The sequence below is a fragment of the Acidobacteriota bacterium genome, assembly GCA_016196035.1.
Classification (GTDB): Bacteria; Acidobacteriota; Blastocatellia; order RBC074; family RBC074; genus JACPYM01.
Genome location: JACPYM010000064.1, coordinates 121,471 through 140,054, shown reverse-complemented (window position 1 = coordinate 140,054; position 18,584 = coordinate 121,471). Strand labels below are relative to the sequence as shown.

At 60.6% G+C, this 18,584-nt stretch carries 14 protein-coding genes; 13 read left to right on the top strand and 1 reads right to left on the bottom strand.

Annotated elements, in window-relative coordinates; all coding sequences use genetic code 11:
* The first annotated feature begins 115 nt into the window (after positions 1–115).
* The 13 genes from HY011_19720 (at position 116) to HY011_19660 (ending at position 17,679) form a co-directional block, all read left to right on the top strand.
* Complete coding sequence (locus tag HY011_19720; GenBank protein MBI3425168.1) at positions 116–265, top strand: hypothetical protein; 150 nt, start codon at positions 116–118, stop codon at positions 263–265.
* A 123-nt stretch (positions 266–388) separates the two neighbouring features.
* Entirely contained in the window at positions 389–904 is a 516-nt protein-coding gene (locus HY011_19715) for a DUF4136 domain-containing protein (protein MBI3425167.1), read from the top strand.
* Between the two features lie 524 nt (positions 905–1,428).
* Positions 1,429–2,148, top strand: a complete 720-nt coding sequence (locus HY011_19710) for a hypothetical protein (GenBank protein MBI3425166.1) — start codon at positions 1,429–1,431, stop codon at positions 2,146–2,148.
* Positions 2,145–4,610: a carbohydrate-binding family V/XII gene (locus tag HY011_19705; GenBank protein MBI3425165.1), complete on the top strand. Its 2,466-nt coding sequence runs from the start codon at positions 2,145–2,147 to the stop codon at positions 4,608–4,610. The genes HY011_19710 and HY011_19705 overlap by 4 nt, the downstream gene beginning before the upstream one ends.
* 879 nt (positions 4,611–5,489) lie before the next feature.
* Positions 5,490–6,854, top strand: a complete 1,365-nt coding sequence (locus HY011_19700) for a TolC family protein (GenBank protein MBI3425164.1) — start codon at positions 5,490–5,492, stop codon at positions 6,852–6,854.
* Between the two features lie 52 nt (positions 6,855–6,906).
* Entirely contained in the window at positions 6,907–8,307 is a 1,401-nt protein-coding gene (locus tag HY011_19695; GenBank protein MBI3425163.1) for an efflux RND transporter periplasmic adaptor subunit, read from the top strand.
* A 118-nt stretch (positions 8,308–8,425) separates the two neighbouring features.
* Positions 8,426–12,082, top strand: coding sequence for an efflux RND transporter permease subunit (locus tag HY011_19690; GenBank protein ID MBI3425162.1), 3,657 nt, complete (start codon positions 8,426–8,428; stop codon positions 12,080–12,082).
* Between the two features lie 37 nt (positions 12,083–12,119).
* Positions 12,120–12,617 (top strand): protein kinase, encoded by a 498-nt coding sequence (locus HY011_19685; GenBank protein ID MBI3425161.1) that lies wholly within the window; start codon positions 12,120–12,122, stop codon positions 12,615–12,617.
* A gap of 36 nt (positions 12,618–12,653) precedes the next feature.
* Positions 12,654–14,768 (top strand): protein kinase, encoded by a 2,115-nt coding sequence (locus HY011_19680; protein ID MBI3425160.1) that lies wholly within the window; start codon positions 12,654–12,656, stop codon positions 14,766–14,768.
* A gap of 187 nt (positions 14,769–14,955) precedes the next feature.
* On the top strand, positions 14,956–15,372 hold the full coding sequence (locus HY011_19675; protein ID MBI3425159.1) for a thioesterase: 417 nt from the start codon (positions 14,956–14,958) through the stop codon (positions 15,370–15,372).
* A 28-nt stretch (positions 15,373–15,400) separates the two neighbouring features.
* Positions 15,401–16,720: an NAD(P)/FAD-dependent oxidoreductase gene (locus HY011_19670; protein MBI3425158.1), complete on the top strand. Its 1,320-nt coding sequence runs from the start codon at positions 15,401–15,403 to the stop codon at positions 16,718–16,720.
* Positions 16,717–17,391 carry a hypothetical protein gene (locus tag HY011_19665; GenBank protein ID MBI3425157.1) on the top strand — a complete coding sequence of 225 codons (675 nt, stop codon included), beginning with the start codon at positions 16,717–16,719 and terminating at the stop codon, positions 17,389–17,391. The genes HY011_19670 and HY011_19665 overlap by 4 nt, the downstream gene beginning before the upstream one ends.
* Positions 17,392–17,397: 6 nt before the next feature.
* Complete coding sequence (locus HY011_19660; GenBank protein MBI3425156.1) at positions 17,398–17,679, top strand: hypothetical protein; 282 nt, start codon at positions 17,398–17,400, stop codon at positions 17,677–17,679.
* A 556-nt stretch (positions 17,680–18,235) separates the two neighbouring features.
* Here the strand turns inward: HY011_19660 and HY011_19655 are convergent.
* A complete protein-coding gene (locus HY011_19655; protein MBI3425155.1) occupies positions 18,236–18,472 on the bottom strand; it encodes a hypothetical protein in 237 nt (78 codons plus the stop codon).
* Positions 18,473–18,584: the final 112 nt, after the last annotated feature.

Genomic DNA, 18,584 nt, shown 5'->3' with positions numbered 1-18,584 from the left:
GCGTCGCAAGTCATCCGGCAGAAGCCGCTCTCGAACGCGGCCTGACTGGTCAGAACAACGTGAAGAGCCATCGTGCTCAAAGAAAGGAGAACGGAGATCGAGTATGGAGTTCGTAATGTTCGCAACCATCCTGCTATTCACCGGGTTTTGCACCCTCATTCTGGTGCTGGCGATTTCAAACGTTTATGGCAAGCGGGTGGAAGAGACACCAGGCGACAACGGCGCCACAGAACCACAATCAACCGATCAACAAACGCGCGCGTGAGCCACGGCCCACGCGCGGCAACCAAGGGGCAACGCTGTGACGTTGCCTTCATCGCGCAGGCAACTGCGCCAACACAAGGAAAAGGACATGCAAAACAAGCTTCAACGCAAAGGAGAGATCACTATGAAATTAACACGTATCGTGCTGGGTTTTGGCTTGCTGCTGCTCAGTGTCAGCAGCGCGCTGGCGCAAAAGGTGAGCGTGGATGCCGACAAAGGCACAAATCTTTCGCAATACAAAACCTACGCCTGGGCGCCCGGCACGGCGGCGCGCAATCCCATGATTCATCAACGCATCGTGGCGGGCATCGAGGCGCAATTGGCGCTGAAAGGGCTGCGCAAGGTCGAGAGCAATCCCGATTGCGTCGTCGTCTATCACGCGGCCACCGACACACAGGTTTCGATCAACACCTTTGGCGGCGGCCCGTTGGGCGGCTGGCGCTGGGGCACGGGCACGGTGAATGTGGACAAGGTGCCGGTGGGGCAACTGATGGTGGACATCGGCGATACGCACAGCCAGAAATTTGTCTGGCGCGGCACCGCCAGCGGCACCATCAGCAGCAAGCTGGAAAAGAATGAGAAGGCGCTGCAAACGGCGCTCAACAAGATGTTCCAGAATTTCCCCTATTCACAGAAATAAAAAGGAGGCAGTAAGGGCGAGGTAGGGCCGCCTTGTGATTGCCGCAGCACGGCAATCGAAGTTAGTTGCGGGATTGAAAACGCCGGACTAGAGCGGTTTGCAGTTGCGTTTACGGGAGTCAGTTGACGTTGGGACAGTCCCGCGCGCGGGAGCAAGCGGACGTCAAGCTTGACGTTGGGACAGTACCGCGCGCGTGAGCAAGCGGACGTTGACGTTGGGACAGCACCGCGCGCGTGAGCAAGTGGACGTTGACATTGGGGCAGTCCCGCGCGCGTGAGCAAGCGGCGCGTCAAGCTTGCCCCCTACTGCCCCAATGTCAACGTCCACTTGCTCACGCGCGCGGGACTGCCCCGCTGCGCGGTTTCCCGTACACCGTAGTGAAAACCGAACTAAATTCAGGCTCGTCGTGACGCGGCTGCAAATGCGGCCCTGCATTTTTATCACTACCAATGAAAACAACGAGGCAAGCGGAGAGACTGTTCTCTCCGCTTGCAAACACAACGCGAGAAGGAAGGAGAATTTTGATGAACACCAAAAACAACAAGGCGAAATTGAGGGCCTGGATTGGCGCGGGGTCGCTCATCCGCTTGCTGCTGTGCAGCGTGCTGGTGGCCCAGGCGCAAGACCCCGGGCAACTCAAAGAAATGTTCGCCCGCGCGCAGCAACAGAACGCCCAGGCGCTGAAACAATACACCTGGAAGTCGCGCAACGAAGTCCGCAAGAATGGCGAGAGCAAGAGCACGCAAGTGTTCGCGCTGCGTTACGACGCGCTCGGCAATCTGCAAAAGAGTCAGATCGGTGGTTCTGCGCCTCCGGCTATGCCGAAAGGGCCAATCCTCGGGCGCATCGCTGAAAAGAAGAAGGAAGATTTCATCGAGACGGTCAATGCGTTGCGCGCGCAGGTGGAAGCGTATAGCCACCTCACGCCCGCCAAGATGCAGGCCTTTCTGGCAAGCGCGACCATTACCGCCCGGCTGGATCAGGGCGTCGTGCAATTGCATGGCGGCAACGTCCTGCAAGCCGGTGATACGCTGACGATTTGGCTCGACGCCCGAACCCGCAAACAGCGCCGCGTCGAAATCGCGACGGTGCTGGAAAGAAATCCGGTGCGCGCCGTGATCGAATTCGACGATCTGCCGATGGGGCCGACCTATATGGCGCGCACGGTCGTGGATTATCCGAAAGAGGCGTTGCAATTGCTCACGGAAAACTTTGATTACAAAACGAACGGAGGTGGTCTATGAAACGAAGTGCCACGCGCTTTTACGCGCTCTTAGGCGCGCTTTGCTGGCTGATGGCGGCCTGTTTGTCGGCCTGTGCGCAACCCGCTGCCCAGCCAAACGCGAAGACAAACGCCTTTACCGACAAAGGCTGGCCGCGCACGTTCACCAACGGCGCGACCTCCTTTGCCGTCTATCAACCGCAGATCGAAAAATGGCAAGACAACAAATTTGCCGCGCGCGCCGCCGTGGCCGTCACCAGCGGCCAGAGCAAACAACCGGCCTATGGCGTGGTCTGGTTCACCGCGCGCACGGAGGTAGACAAGGTCAACCGGCTGGTGACGCTGACTGATTTCAACATCACCAAAGTCAGTTTCCCCGCGAACACCGAAAGCGCCACCCATTACCACGGCATCCTGCAAGCGCGGGCGCTGAAGACCGACGAAGTGATCGCGCTTGATCGCTTGTTGGCTGAGATGTCCATCACGCAGGCCCGGACGGCGAGCGCAGGCTATCAGCTCAACAACCAACCGCCGCAAATCCTATTCAGTACGAGCAAGGCAATTCTGGTGTTGGTTGATGGCGAACCGGTCTGGCGTCCGGTCAAAGACACGCATCTGCAACGCATCATCAATACGCGCGTGCTGATCGTGCGCGACGCCGACAAAGGCAAATGCTATCTGCATCTGCTGGATGGCTGGCTGGAAGCGGACAGCGTGACTGGCCCGTGGAGCGTGGCGGCGAGTACGCCGTCCGATTTGAAAAAGGCGTTGGCCGTGGCGGCGCAAACAGCGCAGGTGGATTTGCTGGATGGCGCAGGCGACCAGCGGCCCACGTTGAGCGAAGCCATGCAACGCAATGCCTTGCCGGTGATTTATGTCAGTCTGAAACCGGCGGAGTTGCTGCAAACGCAAGGCGAGCCGCAACTCGCGCCCATCGCCGGGACGCAGCTTGTGTATGTGACGAACACCGAAAACGACATCTTTCTGGAAACCGTCGCGCAGGATCGCTATATGCTGATTGCGGGCCGCTGGTTTCGCGGCAAGTCCATGAACGGGCCGTGGGAATACGTGCCTGGCGAACGCTTGCCCGCCGACTTCGCCCGGATTTCGCCGAGTCATGAAAAGGCCAGCGTGCTGGCTTCAGTGCCGGGCACACCGCAAGCGCTGGAAGCCCTGATCGCCAACGAGGTGCCGCAAACCGCGACCATCTCGCGCAATGCGGCCAGTCTCACGGTGAGTTACGACGGCCAGCCGCAGTTCAGGCCCATCGAAAGCACGACGCTGCAATATGCCGTGAATACGGCGACGCCGGTGATTGCGGTCAGCGCCGACAGCTACTACGCAGTGCTGAATGGTGTCTGGTTTGTGGCGAGTGCGGCGACGGGGCCGTGGACTGTCGCGGCTTCGGTGCCGACGGTGATTTACACGATTCCGCCCAGTTCGCCGGTGCACAATGTGACCTACGTTAAGGTCTACGGCGCGACGGCGGAGACGGTCTATGTTGGTTATACGCCGGGCTATTACGGCACGGTCGTGTCTTCTAACAACGTCGTCGTGTACGGCACGGGCTGGCGCTATGCGCCGTATGTCGGCAGCTACTATTACGGCTGGGGCTGTACCTACGGCTATGGCGCGGGCTTCACCTGGAATACATACGCGGGTTGGGGCGTGGCCTTCGGCATCGGCTACGGCTGGAGTTCTTACTACTATCCGGGAGCGTGGACTGCCGCTGCTTACTATCCGGCGGCGTGGGGCGGCGTGGTGGCGGCGAATGTCTATGGGCATTGGGGCAATGTGGCGTATGCCGGAACGCGCGCGGCGTGGGCCAATCCTTACACCGGCAATGTCGGGCACGGCGGTGCTTTCTCCGGCGTGAACACGGCAACCGGCACGCGCTATAACGGGCGCGGGTTCACGAACACGAATGTCTACACCGGCACGACCGTTTCGGGCGCAGGCGGCGTGGCCTATAACCCCTACACGGGCCGCAGCGCAGTCGGGCAAGCGGGTGCGGTGAGCAATGCTTACACGGGCAACGCTGCGGCTGGCGCGCGCGGGGCGGGCTACAACCCGCGCACGGGTGTCGTCAGTGGCGGCGCGGCAGGCGCGACTTACGACGCCTCGACGGGGCAAGTGTCGGCAGCCGGACGCGGCTTCGCCTATAACACACGGACGGATACGGGCGTGGCCGTCGGGAAGAACAATGTTTACGCCGGGCACGATGGCGAAGTCTATCGCTACAACAAGTCCGACGGTTTGCAGCAACACACCGACAACGGCTGGTCGGGGGTGAACAAGCCCGCCGATGCCCAGCGCATTCAAGACCACCAGGCGGCGCGGGCCACTGGGCAGCAACGTTGGGACAGCTTCCGCACGGCGGGCGGCCTCAACGGGAATTCCGGTGTAGTCGGGCCACGCCTTGGTTCCGGTGGCGGCTTTGGCGGAGGAGGAGGGCTGCGTGGCGGCGGACGGTTGCGCCGGTAACGCGGACGGAACAAACCACAACATTTCAACTTAAACCAATTGGCCGAGGCTGGCCGTCATTTCAACCCTGATTGCAGGGGCAAAATTGACGAGCGCATCCTCGGCCTTTTTCTGTTTCGCAAAGACCGTGGTTCAGAGTTCACGCTTTAGCGTGTTAGATCGGTTTTCACTTCGATGTATGGGAAAACCACGTAGCGGGACAGTACCGCGCGCGTGAGCAAGCGGAGCTTTGGCAATTCAGCCAAGGGGGCAAGCTTGACGCGCCGCTTGCTCCCGCGCGCGGTACTGTCCCAGCGTCAACTGACTCCCGTAAACGCAACTGCAAACCGCTCTAATTCGACAGCGACACGCTAAAGCGTGAACTCTGAACCTTCAATCAATGCCCTCACCTTGAAAGCACCTGCCGCAAACCTTCACAAGCGCATACTCACGACGCGCCCGAACTGAATCCTGAACCCTGACAACTGTTAAGAGACCAGTTGTCAGGCATCAGGAAGCGGGATTCAGTTGCCGTTGTTCGAGTGGGCGAGCCGCCGTAAACAGTGCGCGGTGACTGACCCGCCATTCCTCACCAACCCTGATTCCGATATTTCGGCACTTGACGATATTTCGTCGGCAAACGCTTCGGCACTCGTCGTCATTTGCCTCGGCTTGCTGCCTCGCACGTCAAGAAAATCCTTTTCAGATCAGCAGCTTAAAGAGTTTGCACTCGCTGCTCGGCATTCTGGCAAAGCCGTTGCACTACTTAGTGGCGTCGCACAACGCAAGCAGTTGAAGCCGCCGTTCAGAGAAGGAGGCAAGCGGTTCGCGCCACAGGCAAAAGAAACGGCTGGCTTTACAGAGTGTCAATCCTGTGGCGCTGCAACCCGGAGGAAAACGATGCAAACTCGAATCACATTCTTATTCGCACTGCTGCTCTTGCTGGGCAGTTCACGCGCTGTCCAAGGGCAACAACCCACCGACGTCGCGCTGGCAAAGGGCGAGCAATTAACGCTGGAACACGCCATCGCGCTGGCGCTGTTGGATAACCGGCAGGTCAAAACCGCCGCGCTCGAAGTGGACAAGGCCAGTGACCGTGTGGCGGCGGCGCGCACGCAACGGCTGCCGCAATTCAAATTCACGGCGTCCAGTTCGCAATTGCTCTCGACGCTCGATTTCAAATTTGACCGGGGCGTGTTCGGCGATTATCCGGGGCTGGGGCCGATCCCTTCGACCGAGACCATCATCAGCACGCCGCGCAAGCTGAACACGGTGCTGGCCGGGCAGGTCAATCAGCCGCTCTCGCAGCTTTATCGCATCGGGCTGAATCTGAAACAACTGGGCGTCGGACGCGAGTTAGCCAAACAGGAAGTGCGGGCGCAGCAGCAAACCATCGTCAACAACGTCAAGCAGACTTATTACGCCATCCTGCAAACCCAGAGCGCGCTGCGCACCAATGAAGAGACGCTCAAGCTGTATCGCGAACTCGACCGCGTGACCGGCGAATACGTTGTGCAACAGGTCGCGCTCAAGGGCGAAAGCCTGGAAGTCAAAACCCGGTTGGCGAAAGCCGAATACGACGCGCTGGAACTCAACGACACGCTGGCGGCGCAAAAGGAACAACTCAATCAATTGCTGGGCCGCGACATTCACACCGCGTTTTCGGTCAGTCCGGCTCCGGTCTTCACGCACACCGAAATGGATTTGGACGCGGCGCATCAACAGGCACTCAACCAGCGGCCCGAAATGCAAGAGGCGCGGCTCAAGCTCAAACAGGCCAACTACGACCGGCGCATCAAGAAGTCGGAATATCTGCCGGAAGTCAGTTTGAGCTTCAATTACATCTCGCCGCAGAGCGGCAATTTCGTGCCGCGCCAGATCACCACGGCGGGCGTGAGCTTGAGTTGGGAGCCGTTTGACTGGGGCCGCAAAAAGCGCGAACTGGCCGAAAAGGATCGCAGCCTGACGCAAGCCGAACTCAATTTGCAGAGTGCCGAAAGCTCGGTGCTGAGCGAGGTCAACAGCAAGTTCCGCAAGCTGCAACAGACGCGCCAATTGCTGACCATCGGGCAACTGACCCAGGAATCGGCGCGCGAACAAGTGCGCGTCGCGGCGAACCGCTACAACGCGCAAGCGGCGCTGCTCAAAGACGTGCTGCAAGCGCAGACCACGCTGGCCGATGCCAATCACCAATATCAACAAGCGTTGTTGGCTTGCTGGACGGCGCGCGCCGATTTCGAGAAAGCCCTCGGCGGCGATCAATAAACCAGCAACTGCAAACGGCAAAAACGCAGACGAAGTTAGGAGGGAGAATCAAATGAAAGAAAACAACCATGGACAAGCAGTAAACGAACAACCGCAAGTGAGCGGCGCGACGGGCGGCAAAGTGATCGGCAAGTTGCAGCGGCATTCTCGCGCATTGATTTTTGCCGCCTGTCTTTTACCCGGCGCTCTTACGCTCACCGGCTGCCACGAAAAGACGGCGACGGCGGAACCGGCGGCGGTCTCCGTCAAAGTCAAAGCGGTCGAACAGCACACCGTCAACAAAGGCGTGCGTTATTCGGCAGTCATCATGCCGCATTCGCAAGTGGACTTGGCCTTCAAGGTCGGCGGCTATGTCGAAGGGTTGCTGCAAGTGCGCGGCGTGGATGGCAAGTTACGCGCGGTGCAGGAAGGCGATGTCGTGGCTGCCGGGACAGTGCTGGCGCGCGTGCGGCAAAGCGATTACGCAGTCAAGGTAAAGCAGGCCGAAGCGCAATCCGCCGAAGCCAAATCGGGGCTGGACGGCGGACAGTCGCAATTCGCCGATGCCCAGGCGGCGGTTGCTTCAAGCCGTGCGCAACTGGCCGAAGCCGAAGCCGCCTTCGGGAAAACGCGCCTGGATTTCGAGCGTGCGCAAAACCTCTTTGCCAGTCAGAGCATGACCAAGGCCGATTATGACGCGGCCAAGACGCAGTTCGAGAGCAGCGAAGCCAAACGCAACGCCGCGCGTTCGCAAGTCGTGATGCTGGAAGCCCGCGCCGAATCGGCCCGCGCGCAAATTGACGTGCTGCGCGCCAAGGTCAAAGGCTCGCAGGCCGTCATCAGCGAAGCGACGATTCCGCTGCAAGACACCGCGTTGCGCGCGCCACTCAATGCCGTCGTGCTGAAAAAAGAAGTGGAAATCGGCACGCTCGTTTCCGCCGGCAAAACGGGGTTCACCGTCGCCGATTTGAATTCGGTCAAGGCTGTTTTCGGCGTGCCCGACCTGGCTGTGGCGAAGCTGCAATTGGGCGCGGCGCTGACCGTCACGACCGAGTCGTTGCCGGGCACAGAACTGTCAGGCCAGATCACGCGCATCGCCCCCGCCGCCGATCCCAAGAGCCGCGTCTTTGAAATCGAAGTCACGATTCCCAATCCGCGCCGCCTGCTCAAATCCGGCATGATCGCGGCGCTCGAAGTCGCCGCCGCGCCCGCCGAACCAGTCACCGTCGTGCCCGTCACCGCCATCGTGCGCGCCAAAGGGCAATCTAGTCAGGCCGAGCAGGCCGGCCAATACGCCGTGTTCGTGGTGGAAGACAAAGGCGGCCAAGCCATCGCGCGCACACGCACCGTCAAGCTGGGCGAAGCGCTCGGCAACACGATGGTCGTGCTCGACGGCGTGCGCGCGGGCGAGCGCGTCATTACGACCGGCGCAACACTCACGCTCGACGGGCAAGCAGTGCAAATCATTCCGTAACCCAAAGATGCCAGATGCTAGATGCTGGATGCTAGATGCTAGGAACAGAGCCTAACGTTTCGGGTCTTTCCCCGCATTCAGCATCTAGCATCCAGCATCTCCTCCCAGGAGAAACCAAATGTCACAACATCGCAACGACGCAGACATCATCAACAAAACGCATAACACGTCGCGCTTCTTTGTCGAGACACGCCACGTCGCCTGGGTGCTGCTCATCGCCACCTGTTTGTGGGGCGTGTATGGCTACCTGCAAATGCCGCGGCGCAAAGACCCCGAAGTGCAGGTGCGCACGGCGGTCGCCCTGACGCCCTGGCGCGGGGCGAGCGCGGAAAAGGTCGAACAACTCGTCACCAAAAAACTCGAGACGCAAATTGCCACCAACGCCAAGGTCACGAAGATCGAATCCATCTCGCGCACCGGCTTGTCGGTGGTCTATCTCGATCTGGATGAAAACCTGAAAGAGACGGGCAAGGAACTCGACGACATCAAACTCAAACTGGACGGCATCCGTGATTTGCCCGATGGCGCGGGGCCGATCAACTTCATCAAGGATTTCGGCGACACAGCGGCGTTGATGCTCACCGTCGCCAGCCCGAAAGCCAGCGACCTCGAAATTGATTTGCGCGCGCAGGCAATTCAACCGGCGCTGGAACAAGCCCGCGCGCAAGCTTCAGTCGCGGGCGAACGTGCCGCGCTGATCGTTTGTTTGCCGCAAGCCGCGAGCGGGGACGCGAGCGACAGCGTGCAACTGGTGCGCAAGCATCGCGATCTGTTTGTCGAATACCTGAAAGAGCAGCACGTGCTGAGCGACGCGCGCCCGCTCGAAGGCGCCGGGTTCATCGGCGTGGATGGCGCGGTCAGCGTGGATGATGCCGCGTTGCGTCAAGCTTCCGCGCGTTTTATGCACGAGCGCTTGCAAGCTGCCGAATTCCACCCTGACGCCTGGCCGATGGCGGTGATTCGCAATCCGCAAGAGACGCGCACTAAATTGGCGGCGGTGGCGGGCGACAAATACAGCTACCGCGAACTCGATCAATTCACCGACTTGATCGAAAAGAGCCTGAAGACACTGCCCACGGTGTCCAAAGTCTCGCGCACAGGGCTGTTGGATGAGCGCGTCTTTCTTTATTACTCGCAGGAACGGCTGGCGGCCTATGGCATACAGAACGGCAAACTGCCCGACATCCTGAACGCGCGCAACATCACTTTGCCGGGCGGCCAGCTCGAAGTCGAAGGCAAGAACCTCTCGATTGATCCGACCGGCGAATTCAAAAGCGAAAAGGAAATCGGCGACGTGGCCGTGGGCACGTCAGCCAATGGCGCGCCGGTGTACCTGCGCGATCTGGCGGATGTGGTGCGCGGGTACAACAGCCCGCCGACGTTTTTGAACTACTACAACTGGCGCGATGCGAAGGGTGAGTGGCAGCGCACGCGCGCGATCACGCTGGCGGCGCAGATGCGTTCGGGCGAACAGATTGACAAGTTCGGTGCGGGTGTAGACGCGACACTCGCCGATTTGAAAAAACGCCTGCCCGCCGATTTGGTGATGGCGCGCACGTCCGACCAACCGTTGCAGGTGCGCGAGAATCTGGATTTGTTCATGAACAGCCTTTACGAAGCGATCATCCTGGTCGTCATCGTTTCGTTGATTGGTTTTTGGGAATGGCGTTCGGCGGCGTTGATGGCGCTCTCGATGCCGATCACGCTGCTGATGACCTTCGGGCTGATGCACGCGCTGGGCATTGATTTGCAGCAGGTCTCGGTGGCTTCGCTCATCATCGCGCTGGGCTTGCTGGTGGATGATCCGGTCGTGGCGGGCGATGCCATCAAACGCGGCTTGGCTGATGGGCAACCGTCCGTGATTTCGGCGTGGTTGGGGCCGACGAAGCTGGCCTCGGCGATTATGTACGCCACGGTGACGAACATCGTCGCCTATCTGCCCTTCCTGTTGATGAGCGGCGCGACCAGCGAATTCATTTATTCGCTGCCGGTCGTGCTGACCTGCTCGCTGGTGGCTTCGCGGTTGGTCTCGATGACCTTCATTCCGTTGCTGGGCTATTACCTGCTGCGCCCGAAAGCGGAGCCGAGTTTGGCCGAACGCCGCACCAAGGGCTTCGCGGCGTTTTACTACCGCGTCGGCAATGCGGCCATCAATCATCGCTGGAAGTTCCTGGCCGGGGCGCTCGCGTTTCTGGTGCTCGGCGGCTTTTTTGGCAGCCAGCTCAAACAGTCGTTCTTCCCGAAAGACCTGTCCTATCTGTCTTACGTGGATGTCTGGCTGCCCGAAGACGCGCCGCTGACCGCGACGAACGAGGCCGCGCATCGTGCCGAAGAAGTGATCCGCCGCGTGACCAAAGAATACGGCGAAGAGCACAAAGAAGGCGACGTGCTGAAATCGCTGACGACCTTTATCGGCGGCGGCGGCCCGCGTTTCTGGTTCTCCGTCGCGCCGGAACTGCAACAACTCAATTACGCGCAGATTATCATCCAGGTCAAAGACAAACACGACACCGGACACCTGATCGCGCCGTTGCAAAAAGCGCTCAACGCCGAAGTCGCGGGCGCGCGTGTGGATGTGCGCCAACTCGAATCGGGCAAGGCTGTCGGCTTGCCGGTGCAGATTCGCTTGTCGGGTGAAGACATCGCAACTTTGCGCGCACAGGCCGAACAGGTCAAAGCGCTGTTGCGGGCCACGCCGTTCGCCACGCGCGTGCGCGATGACTGGGGCGACGAGAGTTTCACGGTCAAGCTGCAAACCGATGCCGACCGCGCGAACTTGGCGGGCGTCACCAACTATGACGTGGCGGCGGCCTCGTCCACGGCGATCACCGGTCAAAAGGTGACGACCTTGCGCGAAGGCGACAAGCAGATTCCGGTTGTGGCGCGGTTGCGTATGGAAGAGCGCGCGCAACTGGCCGACCTCAACAACCTTTACGTTTATGCGGCGCAAGGGACGACGCGGGTGCCGTTGGGGCAGGTTTCCTCCATCGCGCACGGGATGCAGACCGAAAAACTGCGGCGGCGCAATCAGTTCCGCACCATCACGGTTTCCTGCTTCCCCAAAGACGGACACCTGCCGTCGGAAGTGATGAAGGCGGTGAAAGAAAATCTGGCTGCCTTCGGGGCCAAACCGCCGCCCGGTTACCAGATGGAAATCGGCGGCGAACAGGAAGACCAAATCAAAGGCTTCAAAGACCTGACGGTCGTGCTGATGATTTCCATCGTGGCGATCTTCCTGGCGTTGGTCTTTCAATTCAAACACACGGTCAAACCGTTGATCGTCTTCGCGGCGATTCCGTTCGGAATGGTGGGTGCGCTGGCGGCATTGTGGGTGATGGGTTCACCGTTTGGCTTTATGGCTTTCCTCGGTTGCGTGAGTCTGGTGGGCGTCATCGTCAGCCACGTCATCGTGCTGTTTGATTTTATCGAAGAGGCGCACGAACACGGCGCGCCGCTGCGCGAAGCCTTGCTGGATGCGGGGATCATGCGCTTGCGTCCGGTCTTGATTACGGTCGGCGCAACGGTGATCGCGCTGTTCCCGCTGGCTTCGCACGGCGGCCCGCTGTGGGAGCCGATGTGTTACGCGCAAATCGGCGGCTTGAGCGTCGCGACGTTCGTGACCTTGCTGCTGGTGCCGGTGCTTTACGCCATCTTCGTGCTCGACCTCAAACTCGTGAAGTGGGAGACGCCGGAGCAGGCAACGGAGCATCCGGCAGCGGACGGCTTTGCGCCGTCGGGCAGTGACCTGCTGGGAGTCGCGCACACGGAAAGCTAAGCGGCTTTTCAATCACAGACAGACAAGGAGCAAAGCAGTGACGGCAACTGGACGTTGGCAACCAAGCGAAAACATTTGTCAGGGAGAAAGCGATCTTCCCGCCGATCAGCGCGAGACCGATCTCGTGCTGCTCGGCGCGGAGGATGATCCCTTGCGCACCGCCGTGGACACGCTGCTGCTGCGGCATACGCAAGCCGGTGAATCCGTTGAGACAGAGCTTTTGACCGATGATCCCTTGATCGGGCGGCGCGTGGGCGCATACCGGCTGGTGCGCGAAATCGGGCGCGGCGGTATGGGCGCGGTTTATCTGGGTGCGCGTGCCGACAATGAGTTTCGCAAACAGGTGGCGGTCAAACTCATCAAACGTGGGATGGATTCGGATTTTATCCTGCGCCGCTTTCGCCGCGAGCGGCAGATTCTGGCCTCGCTTGATCATCCGCACATCGCGCGCTTGCTCGACGGCGGCACGACTGCGGACGGGCTGCCTTACTTCGTGATGGAACACATCGAAGGGCAGCCGCTTTACCGGCATTGAGACGTGTGCCAACTGGTCATCGCGGAGCGGCTGCGCTTGTTCCAACTCATCTGCGAGGCGGTGCAGTTCGCGCATCAAAATCTGGTCGTCCATCGGGACATCAAACCGTCGAACATTCTCGTCACGGCGGACGGCGCGCCCCGGCTGCTCGATTTCGGTATTGCCAAACTGCTGCAACCAGAATTGGCCGCCGACACGATTGATGTCACCGGGACGGCGCTGCGTATGATGACGCCCGAATACGCCAGCCCCGAACAGGTGCGCGGCGAACGCGCCAAACCGACCAGTGATGTTTACAGTCTGGGCACGGTGCTTTACGAACTGCTGACCGGCCAGCGTCCGTTGCGCTTGCGCAGCCGCGCGATGCACGAGATTGCGCGCGTCGTTTGCGAAGAAGAGCCGGAACTGCCGAGCGCCAGCCTCACGCGCGCCGATCATCTAACGCTGCCGGGCGCGCTGACGCTCGACGCGATTTATCACGCGCGCGGCGCTGATCTCGAAACGTTGCAGCGCGAATTGGCGGGCAACCTTGACCGGATTGTGCTCAAGGCGCTCAGAAAAGACCCGCGCCAGCGCTATCAATCCGCCGCCGAATTGCGCGAAGACATCGCGCGGCATCTGGATGGCCGCCCGATTTCCGCGCCGGTTTACATCCCCGACCCCAGAGCGACGAGGCCGTTGCCCGCGCCGCGCGAGCAAGCCAGCGGGACGACGAGCATTGCCATTCTGCCGCTCAAGTTGCTGGCCTTCCCGGTGCAGGAAGACACGGGCGAGAAATATCTGAGCGTGGGCTTTGCCGATGCCCTGATCACACGCTTGAGCAATGTGCGCAGCTTGGCCGTGCGTCCGACCAGTTCCGTCTTGCGCTATGGCGACGATACCGCTGACCCGCTGGCCGCCGGGCGCGAACTCAAGGTTGATTTCGTGCTCGACGGGCGTATCAAGCGCACGGGCGACCGCATGCGCGTGTCATTGCAATTGCTCGATGTGCGGCAGGGCGCGAGCGCCTGGGCGCAACAATTCGACGAACGCTTCACCGACGTGCTCAGTCTCGAAGACGCCGTCACCGCGCAAGTCGCCAAAGTGCTCGTGCCGCGTTTGACGGGCGAAGAGCGTCGTCAATTGAACAAGCGCGGCACCAACGACCCGGCGGCGTTCGAGGCTTATCTGCGCGGACGCTATCACTGGAACACCTTCACCGAGGAAGGTTTCGCCAAAGCGCTGGTGGCCTATCACCAGGCGATTGCGCTCGACCCGCAATATGCGCTGCCTTATGCCGGGATTGCCGACTATTACAACTGGCTGGGCGTGTATGGCGTGCTGCCGCCCCATGAGTGTTATCGCGCCGCCAGCGCCGCCGCTGCCAAAGCGATTGAACTCGACCGCGAGCTTTCAGAAGGCTACGCCGCACTTGGGTTTGCCGTCTTGGTCGGCGATTACGATTGGGCGCGCGGTGAAGAGGCGTGCCGCCGCGCCATCGAGTTGAATCCGCACAACGCGCACGCGCACATCTGCTATTCGCTGCAACTCACGATGGAAGGCCGTTTTGAAGAAGGCTTGGCGCACGCCCGGCGTGGTCTCGAACTCGACCCGCTGACGCCCTACAACGGTCACAACCTGGGCTGGTGTTTGTATTTCGCGCGCCGCTTTGACGAGAGCGTGGCGCAATACCGCCGCGTCATCGCCGCGCATCCGCTTTATCCGATGGCGCATTACGGGTTGAGTTGGACGCTGCGTTTGATGGGCGCGCGCGAAGAGGCTTTAAGCGAGGCCAAACGCTGGGTCGAGCTTTCCAACGAAGGCCCGCTCGTGTTGCTGCTGTATGGGCAGGCGCTGGCCGCTGCCGGCCTGCGCGAGGAAGCCGCAGCGATATTGGACAAGCTCATGGGCATCGCCACTGAACGCTACATCTCGTTTTATTTGGTGGCGCTGATTCATTGCCTGCTGGGCAACAACGAAAAAACGCTTGAATGTTTGGAGCGCGCTTGTACCGAGCGCGAAGCGTGGCTGGTCTGGCTGGCCGTTGAGCCAGCGTTTGACGGCTTGCGCAACGATCCGCACCTGGGGCCGCGCTTTGCCGCGTTGCTTCAGCAAACCAACAACCCAGCCGCAAGCTGGGAAACGCGGGGCTGCGCGGCTAACACAACTTAGATCGGTTTTCACTACGGTGTATGGGACGGTACCGCGCGCGTGAGCAAGCGGCGCGTCACGTAGGACGGATTAGTGCAGCGGCATAGTCTCCGCTTGCTCACGCGCGCGGTACCGCCCCGGCGTCCCGTAAACGCAACTGCAACCCGCTCTAGTTTTACCTGTTTCAATCAAGTAAGGAGATAAACCTATGGAAAGAGCACTACTCGAAGTCGGCGCGGAAGCCAGTGTCATCTGGCGCGTCGCAGAAGCTGATCTGGTCAGCGCCATTGCGGTTGGGTTGCCTGACGCTTTCCCCGCCGTTTTCGCCACGGCGCGCATGATTGCGTTGATGGAAGTGGCGGCGGCGCGTGTGTTGCGGCCACTGCTGGCCGCCGGCGAACTCTCTGTCGGCGTGACGGTGGACGTGGCGCATTCCGCCGCGACACCGCTCGGCGCAACCGTGCAAACGAGGGCGCGCTTTGTGCGGCAGGAAGGGAAAGTCTATGTGTTTGAAGTGTGGGCGGAAGACGAAGGCGGCGAGATTGGGCGCGGCCTTCACAAGCGCGCCATCGTCGCGACGGAGCGACCGCTCAACGGAGCCGCGCGCCGCTGTCCGGAAAAATAAGTTTTCAATTGGAGTAGGAGAAGATTGCATGAATCAAAAACGAACCAAACCAAAAGTCGTCATCATCGGCGGTGGCTTCGGCGGCTTGCGCGCGGCGCGCTTGCTCGGCAACCAGGCTGTTGAGGTCACGCTGATTGACCGCAAAAATCACCACACCTTTCAGCCGTTGCTTTATCAAGTCGCGACGGCGGTGTTGTCGCCGGGCGAAATCGCCATGCCGATTCGCCATATTTTGCGCCGTTACAAAAACATCAAGGTCGTGCTGGGCGAAGTTGTCGGCTTTGACCATCATCAACAGACGGTCAAGCTGAATGACGGCGCACAGGTTGACTACGATTATTTGATCGTGGCGGCGGGGGCGCGGCACTCCTACTTCGGACGCGATGAATGGGAGCATGCCGCGCCGGGGCTGAAGACCATCGAGGACGCGGTCGAAATCCGCCGCCGCGTCTTGCTGGCCTTTGAACTGGCCGAGCGCAAGGCCGTCGTGACCGGTGCGCCTGAACCGGTGGTCTTCGCCGTCATCGGGGGCGGCCCCACCGGCGTCGAACTCGCGGGCGCGATTGCGGGTGTTGCGCAAACCGTGCTTGCCGATGATTTCAAACTCATTGATACCCGCCAGACGCGCGTCCTGCTCTTTGAACACAAGCCGCACGTTCTGGCGACGTTTGCCGCAGAGCTTTCGCAAGCCGCCGAGCGGCATTTGCGCGAACTGGGCGTCGAGGTCTTTCCGCACAGTCTGGTGACGGAGGTTGAAGCCGGGCGCATCAAGGTCGGCGACGAATGGATCAAGTGCGATGTGGCCCTGTGGGGAACGGGCGTGGCCGCTTCGCCCTTGGGCAAAGCGCTGGGCGCGGAACTGGATCGCGCCGGCAAGGTGCGCGTGCGGCCAGACCTGTCCATCGTCAAGCACCCAAATATTTTCGCGATCGGGGACATGGCGTTCTTTGAAGACGAGCGCGGCGTCGTGCCGGGTGTCGCGCCCGCCGCCATGCAACAGGCCGAATGCGCGGTCGGAAATATTCTCAGTGATATGCGCGGCGCGCCGCGGACGACCTTCAGGTACGTAGACAAAGGGAGCATGGCGACGATTGGCCGCAACCGTGCGATTGCCCAAATCGGCGGCTGGCGCTTTTCGGGCAACGTGGCCTGGCTGCTGTGGCTGCTTGTGCACGTCGTGATGCTGCTTGATCCGCGCCATCGTTTGCAGGTCGTGCGGGAATGGCTGCTGGCCTATTTCACGCACGAACGCAGTGCGCTGCTCATCACCGGCGAGGCGCTGCGTGTGACGGCCACCAGCAAATCCAACGAAATAAGGCTGGCTCATAGCAATAGGAGTGAAAGATGAATATGCGCACGATGGGAATTTCACTGGTCGCGGCGGCGGCGCTCTTCTGGTTCGCGTGGCTGTTGATGCCTGGGGTGGGTGTGACGGATGCGGAGCAGATCTTCAAGCTGGTCGCGGCGCAGCGCTCGTTGGTCGCCTGCTCCGTGGTGGTGCAGCTTCTGTCGGCGGTGCTTTACGTTCCCGCCCTGCTTGGCGTCGTCTCTGACGCACGGCTAGGCAACATTCCAGCGGTGCGCTGGGGGGCGGGGCTGTTGCTCATCGGAGCCATGGGGTCGGCAGCCGATGCGGTTCTGCATCTGCTGGCCTACGCCATGACGGCGCCGGGCCTGGACAGCGCGACTTTGGTGCGCGTCATGGCGTTTATGCAGGGGCCGGGGTTGCGGCTACTTGCGCCGCTGATCGCGTGTTTCTTTCTCGGCGGTGGCTGGCTGGCGCTGGCGCTGGGCAAGGCGGGCGTCATCTCGCCGTGGAATGCGTGCCTGCATGTGATTGCGGTGGGAATTGCGCTAGTTGGGGGGGCGCTGGTTTCAACCGGAATGCTGCCGGCGCGCGTGGTGGGGCTTGCCGCTTTGGGCGTCATCAGCGTGGCGCAAGCCTGGGTTGGTATCGCACTGGCGAAGGCCGCGCAAAAAAGGCCACGGTCGAATTTGGCGGTGGGGCAGTTGGGCTGAAACGTTATGTTGAAGATCACGAATCACAATGATGGCGGCGTGACGACCTTGAAGCTCGAAGGCAAGCTGACCGGCGCGTGGGTGCACGAATTGCAGCGTTGCTGGCAACAGGTGTTGCGGATGGAGGGAGGGCAATCCATCCGCCTCGATCTGGCGGAAGTGGCGTGGGTGAGCGATGAGGGCAGGGCGTTGTTGCGCCTGATGCAGCGCCACGGAGCGGAATTGCTGGCGGCGAATTTGCTACTGGCGGGCCTCATGGCAGAGGTCAATGCGGCAACGGTGGATTGAAAAGGCGCAGCGCGCGGGCAATCCGGCGCCCTCTGACGCGGGCCGGCAACGCGGCGGGCGCAGCCTGTCACCAACATCACACCTTGGCAGTGATGCGTTTGACACGGCTTTGTCAGTGGCTCGGCTACATTGTGCGTGAGGAGGTGGAGCGCTGACGGCTCCAATGAAACAATGAAAAAAGCGAAACTTGTCAAAAAAACCGAACGCGTTGCGCCAGCGCAGGCAGGCCAGCAAACGGACGGCCAATCAACAGAAACGCTAACCAAGCTCTCGTCAAAGACGGTGCGGCAGTGGCTTGAAGCGCGCCAACAAACGCGTAGTCAGAATCCGCACGCAGCCTTTGCCGCTTTATTTACGGTGAAGGTTTAGTCGGGGCATCGGCGGAACGCAGAGCGACTGTGGCGGGCTTATCGCCGCCCGCGCCGCACCCGGAATCGTACCCAGGAGAAAAACAACGATGCCGCGGCAAAGAACCGGTTGTGTAATTCAGCGGAAGGATCGGCCCGGCTGGTGGGCACGCATCAGCTATGTAGACGAGAAAGGCAAGAACCGCATCCTACAGCGCAAGGCATAGAATCGAACCGCAGCCAAAGAACTGCTCAAGAAACTCCTGCGCGATTTCGATGATCACGGCGAAGAAATCATCACCGCTGACAAGAGGCTCTTCCGGGACCTCGCCAAGCTTTACGAGGAGCGCAAACTTACCCAGCCGAAATATCAGGGTGACGTCAAAGTCGCCGGCCTGCGTGCCTATCAGACCCAACAGCGGCGATTGAAAACACTGGTGGCCCACTTCGGCAAAAGCTGATGCGCCGCATCACCTATTCATGTTATTAGGAGTGATTCTTCGGAAATGCCTGACGAAAGAATACGTTTGACAGTTATCTGTCCTCTCCTTAGACTAC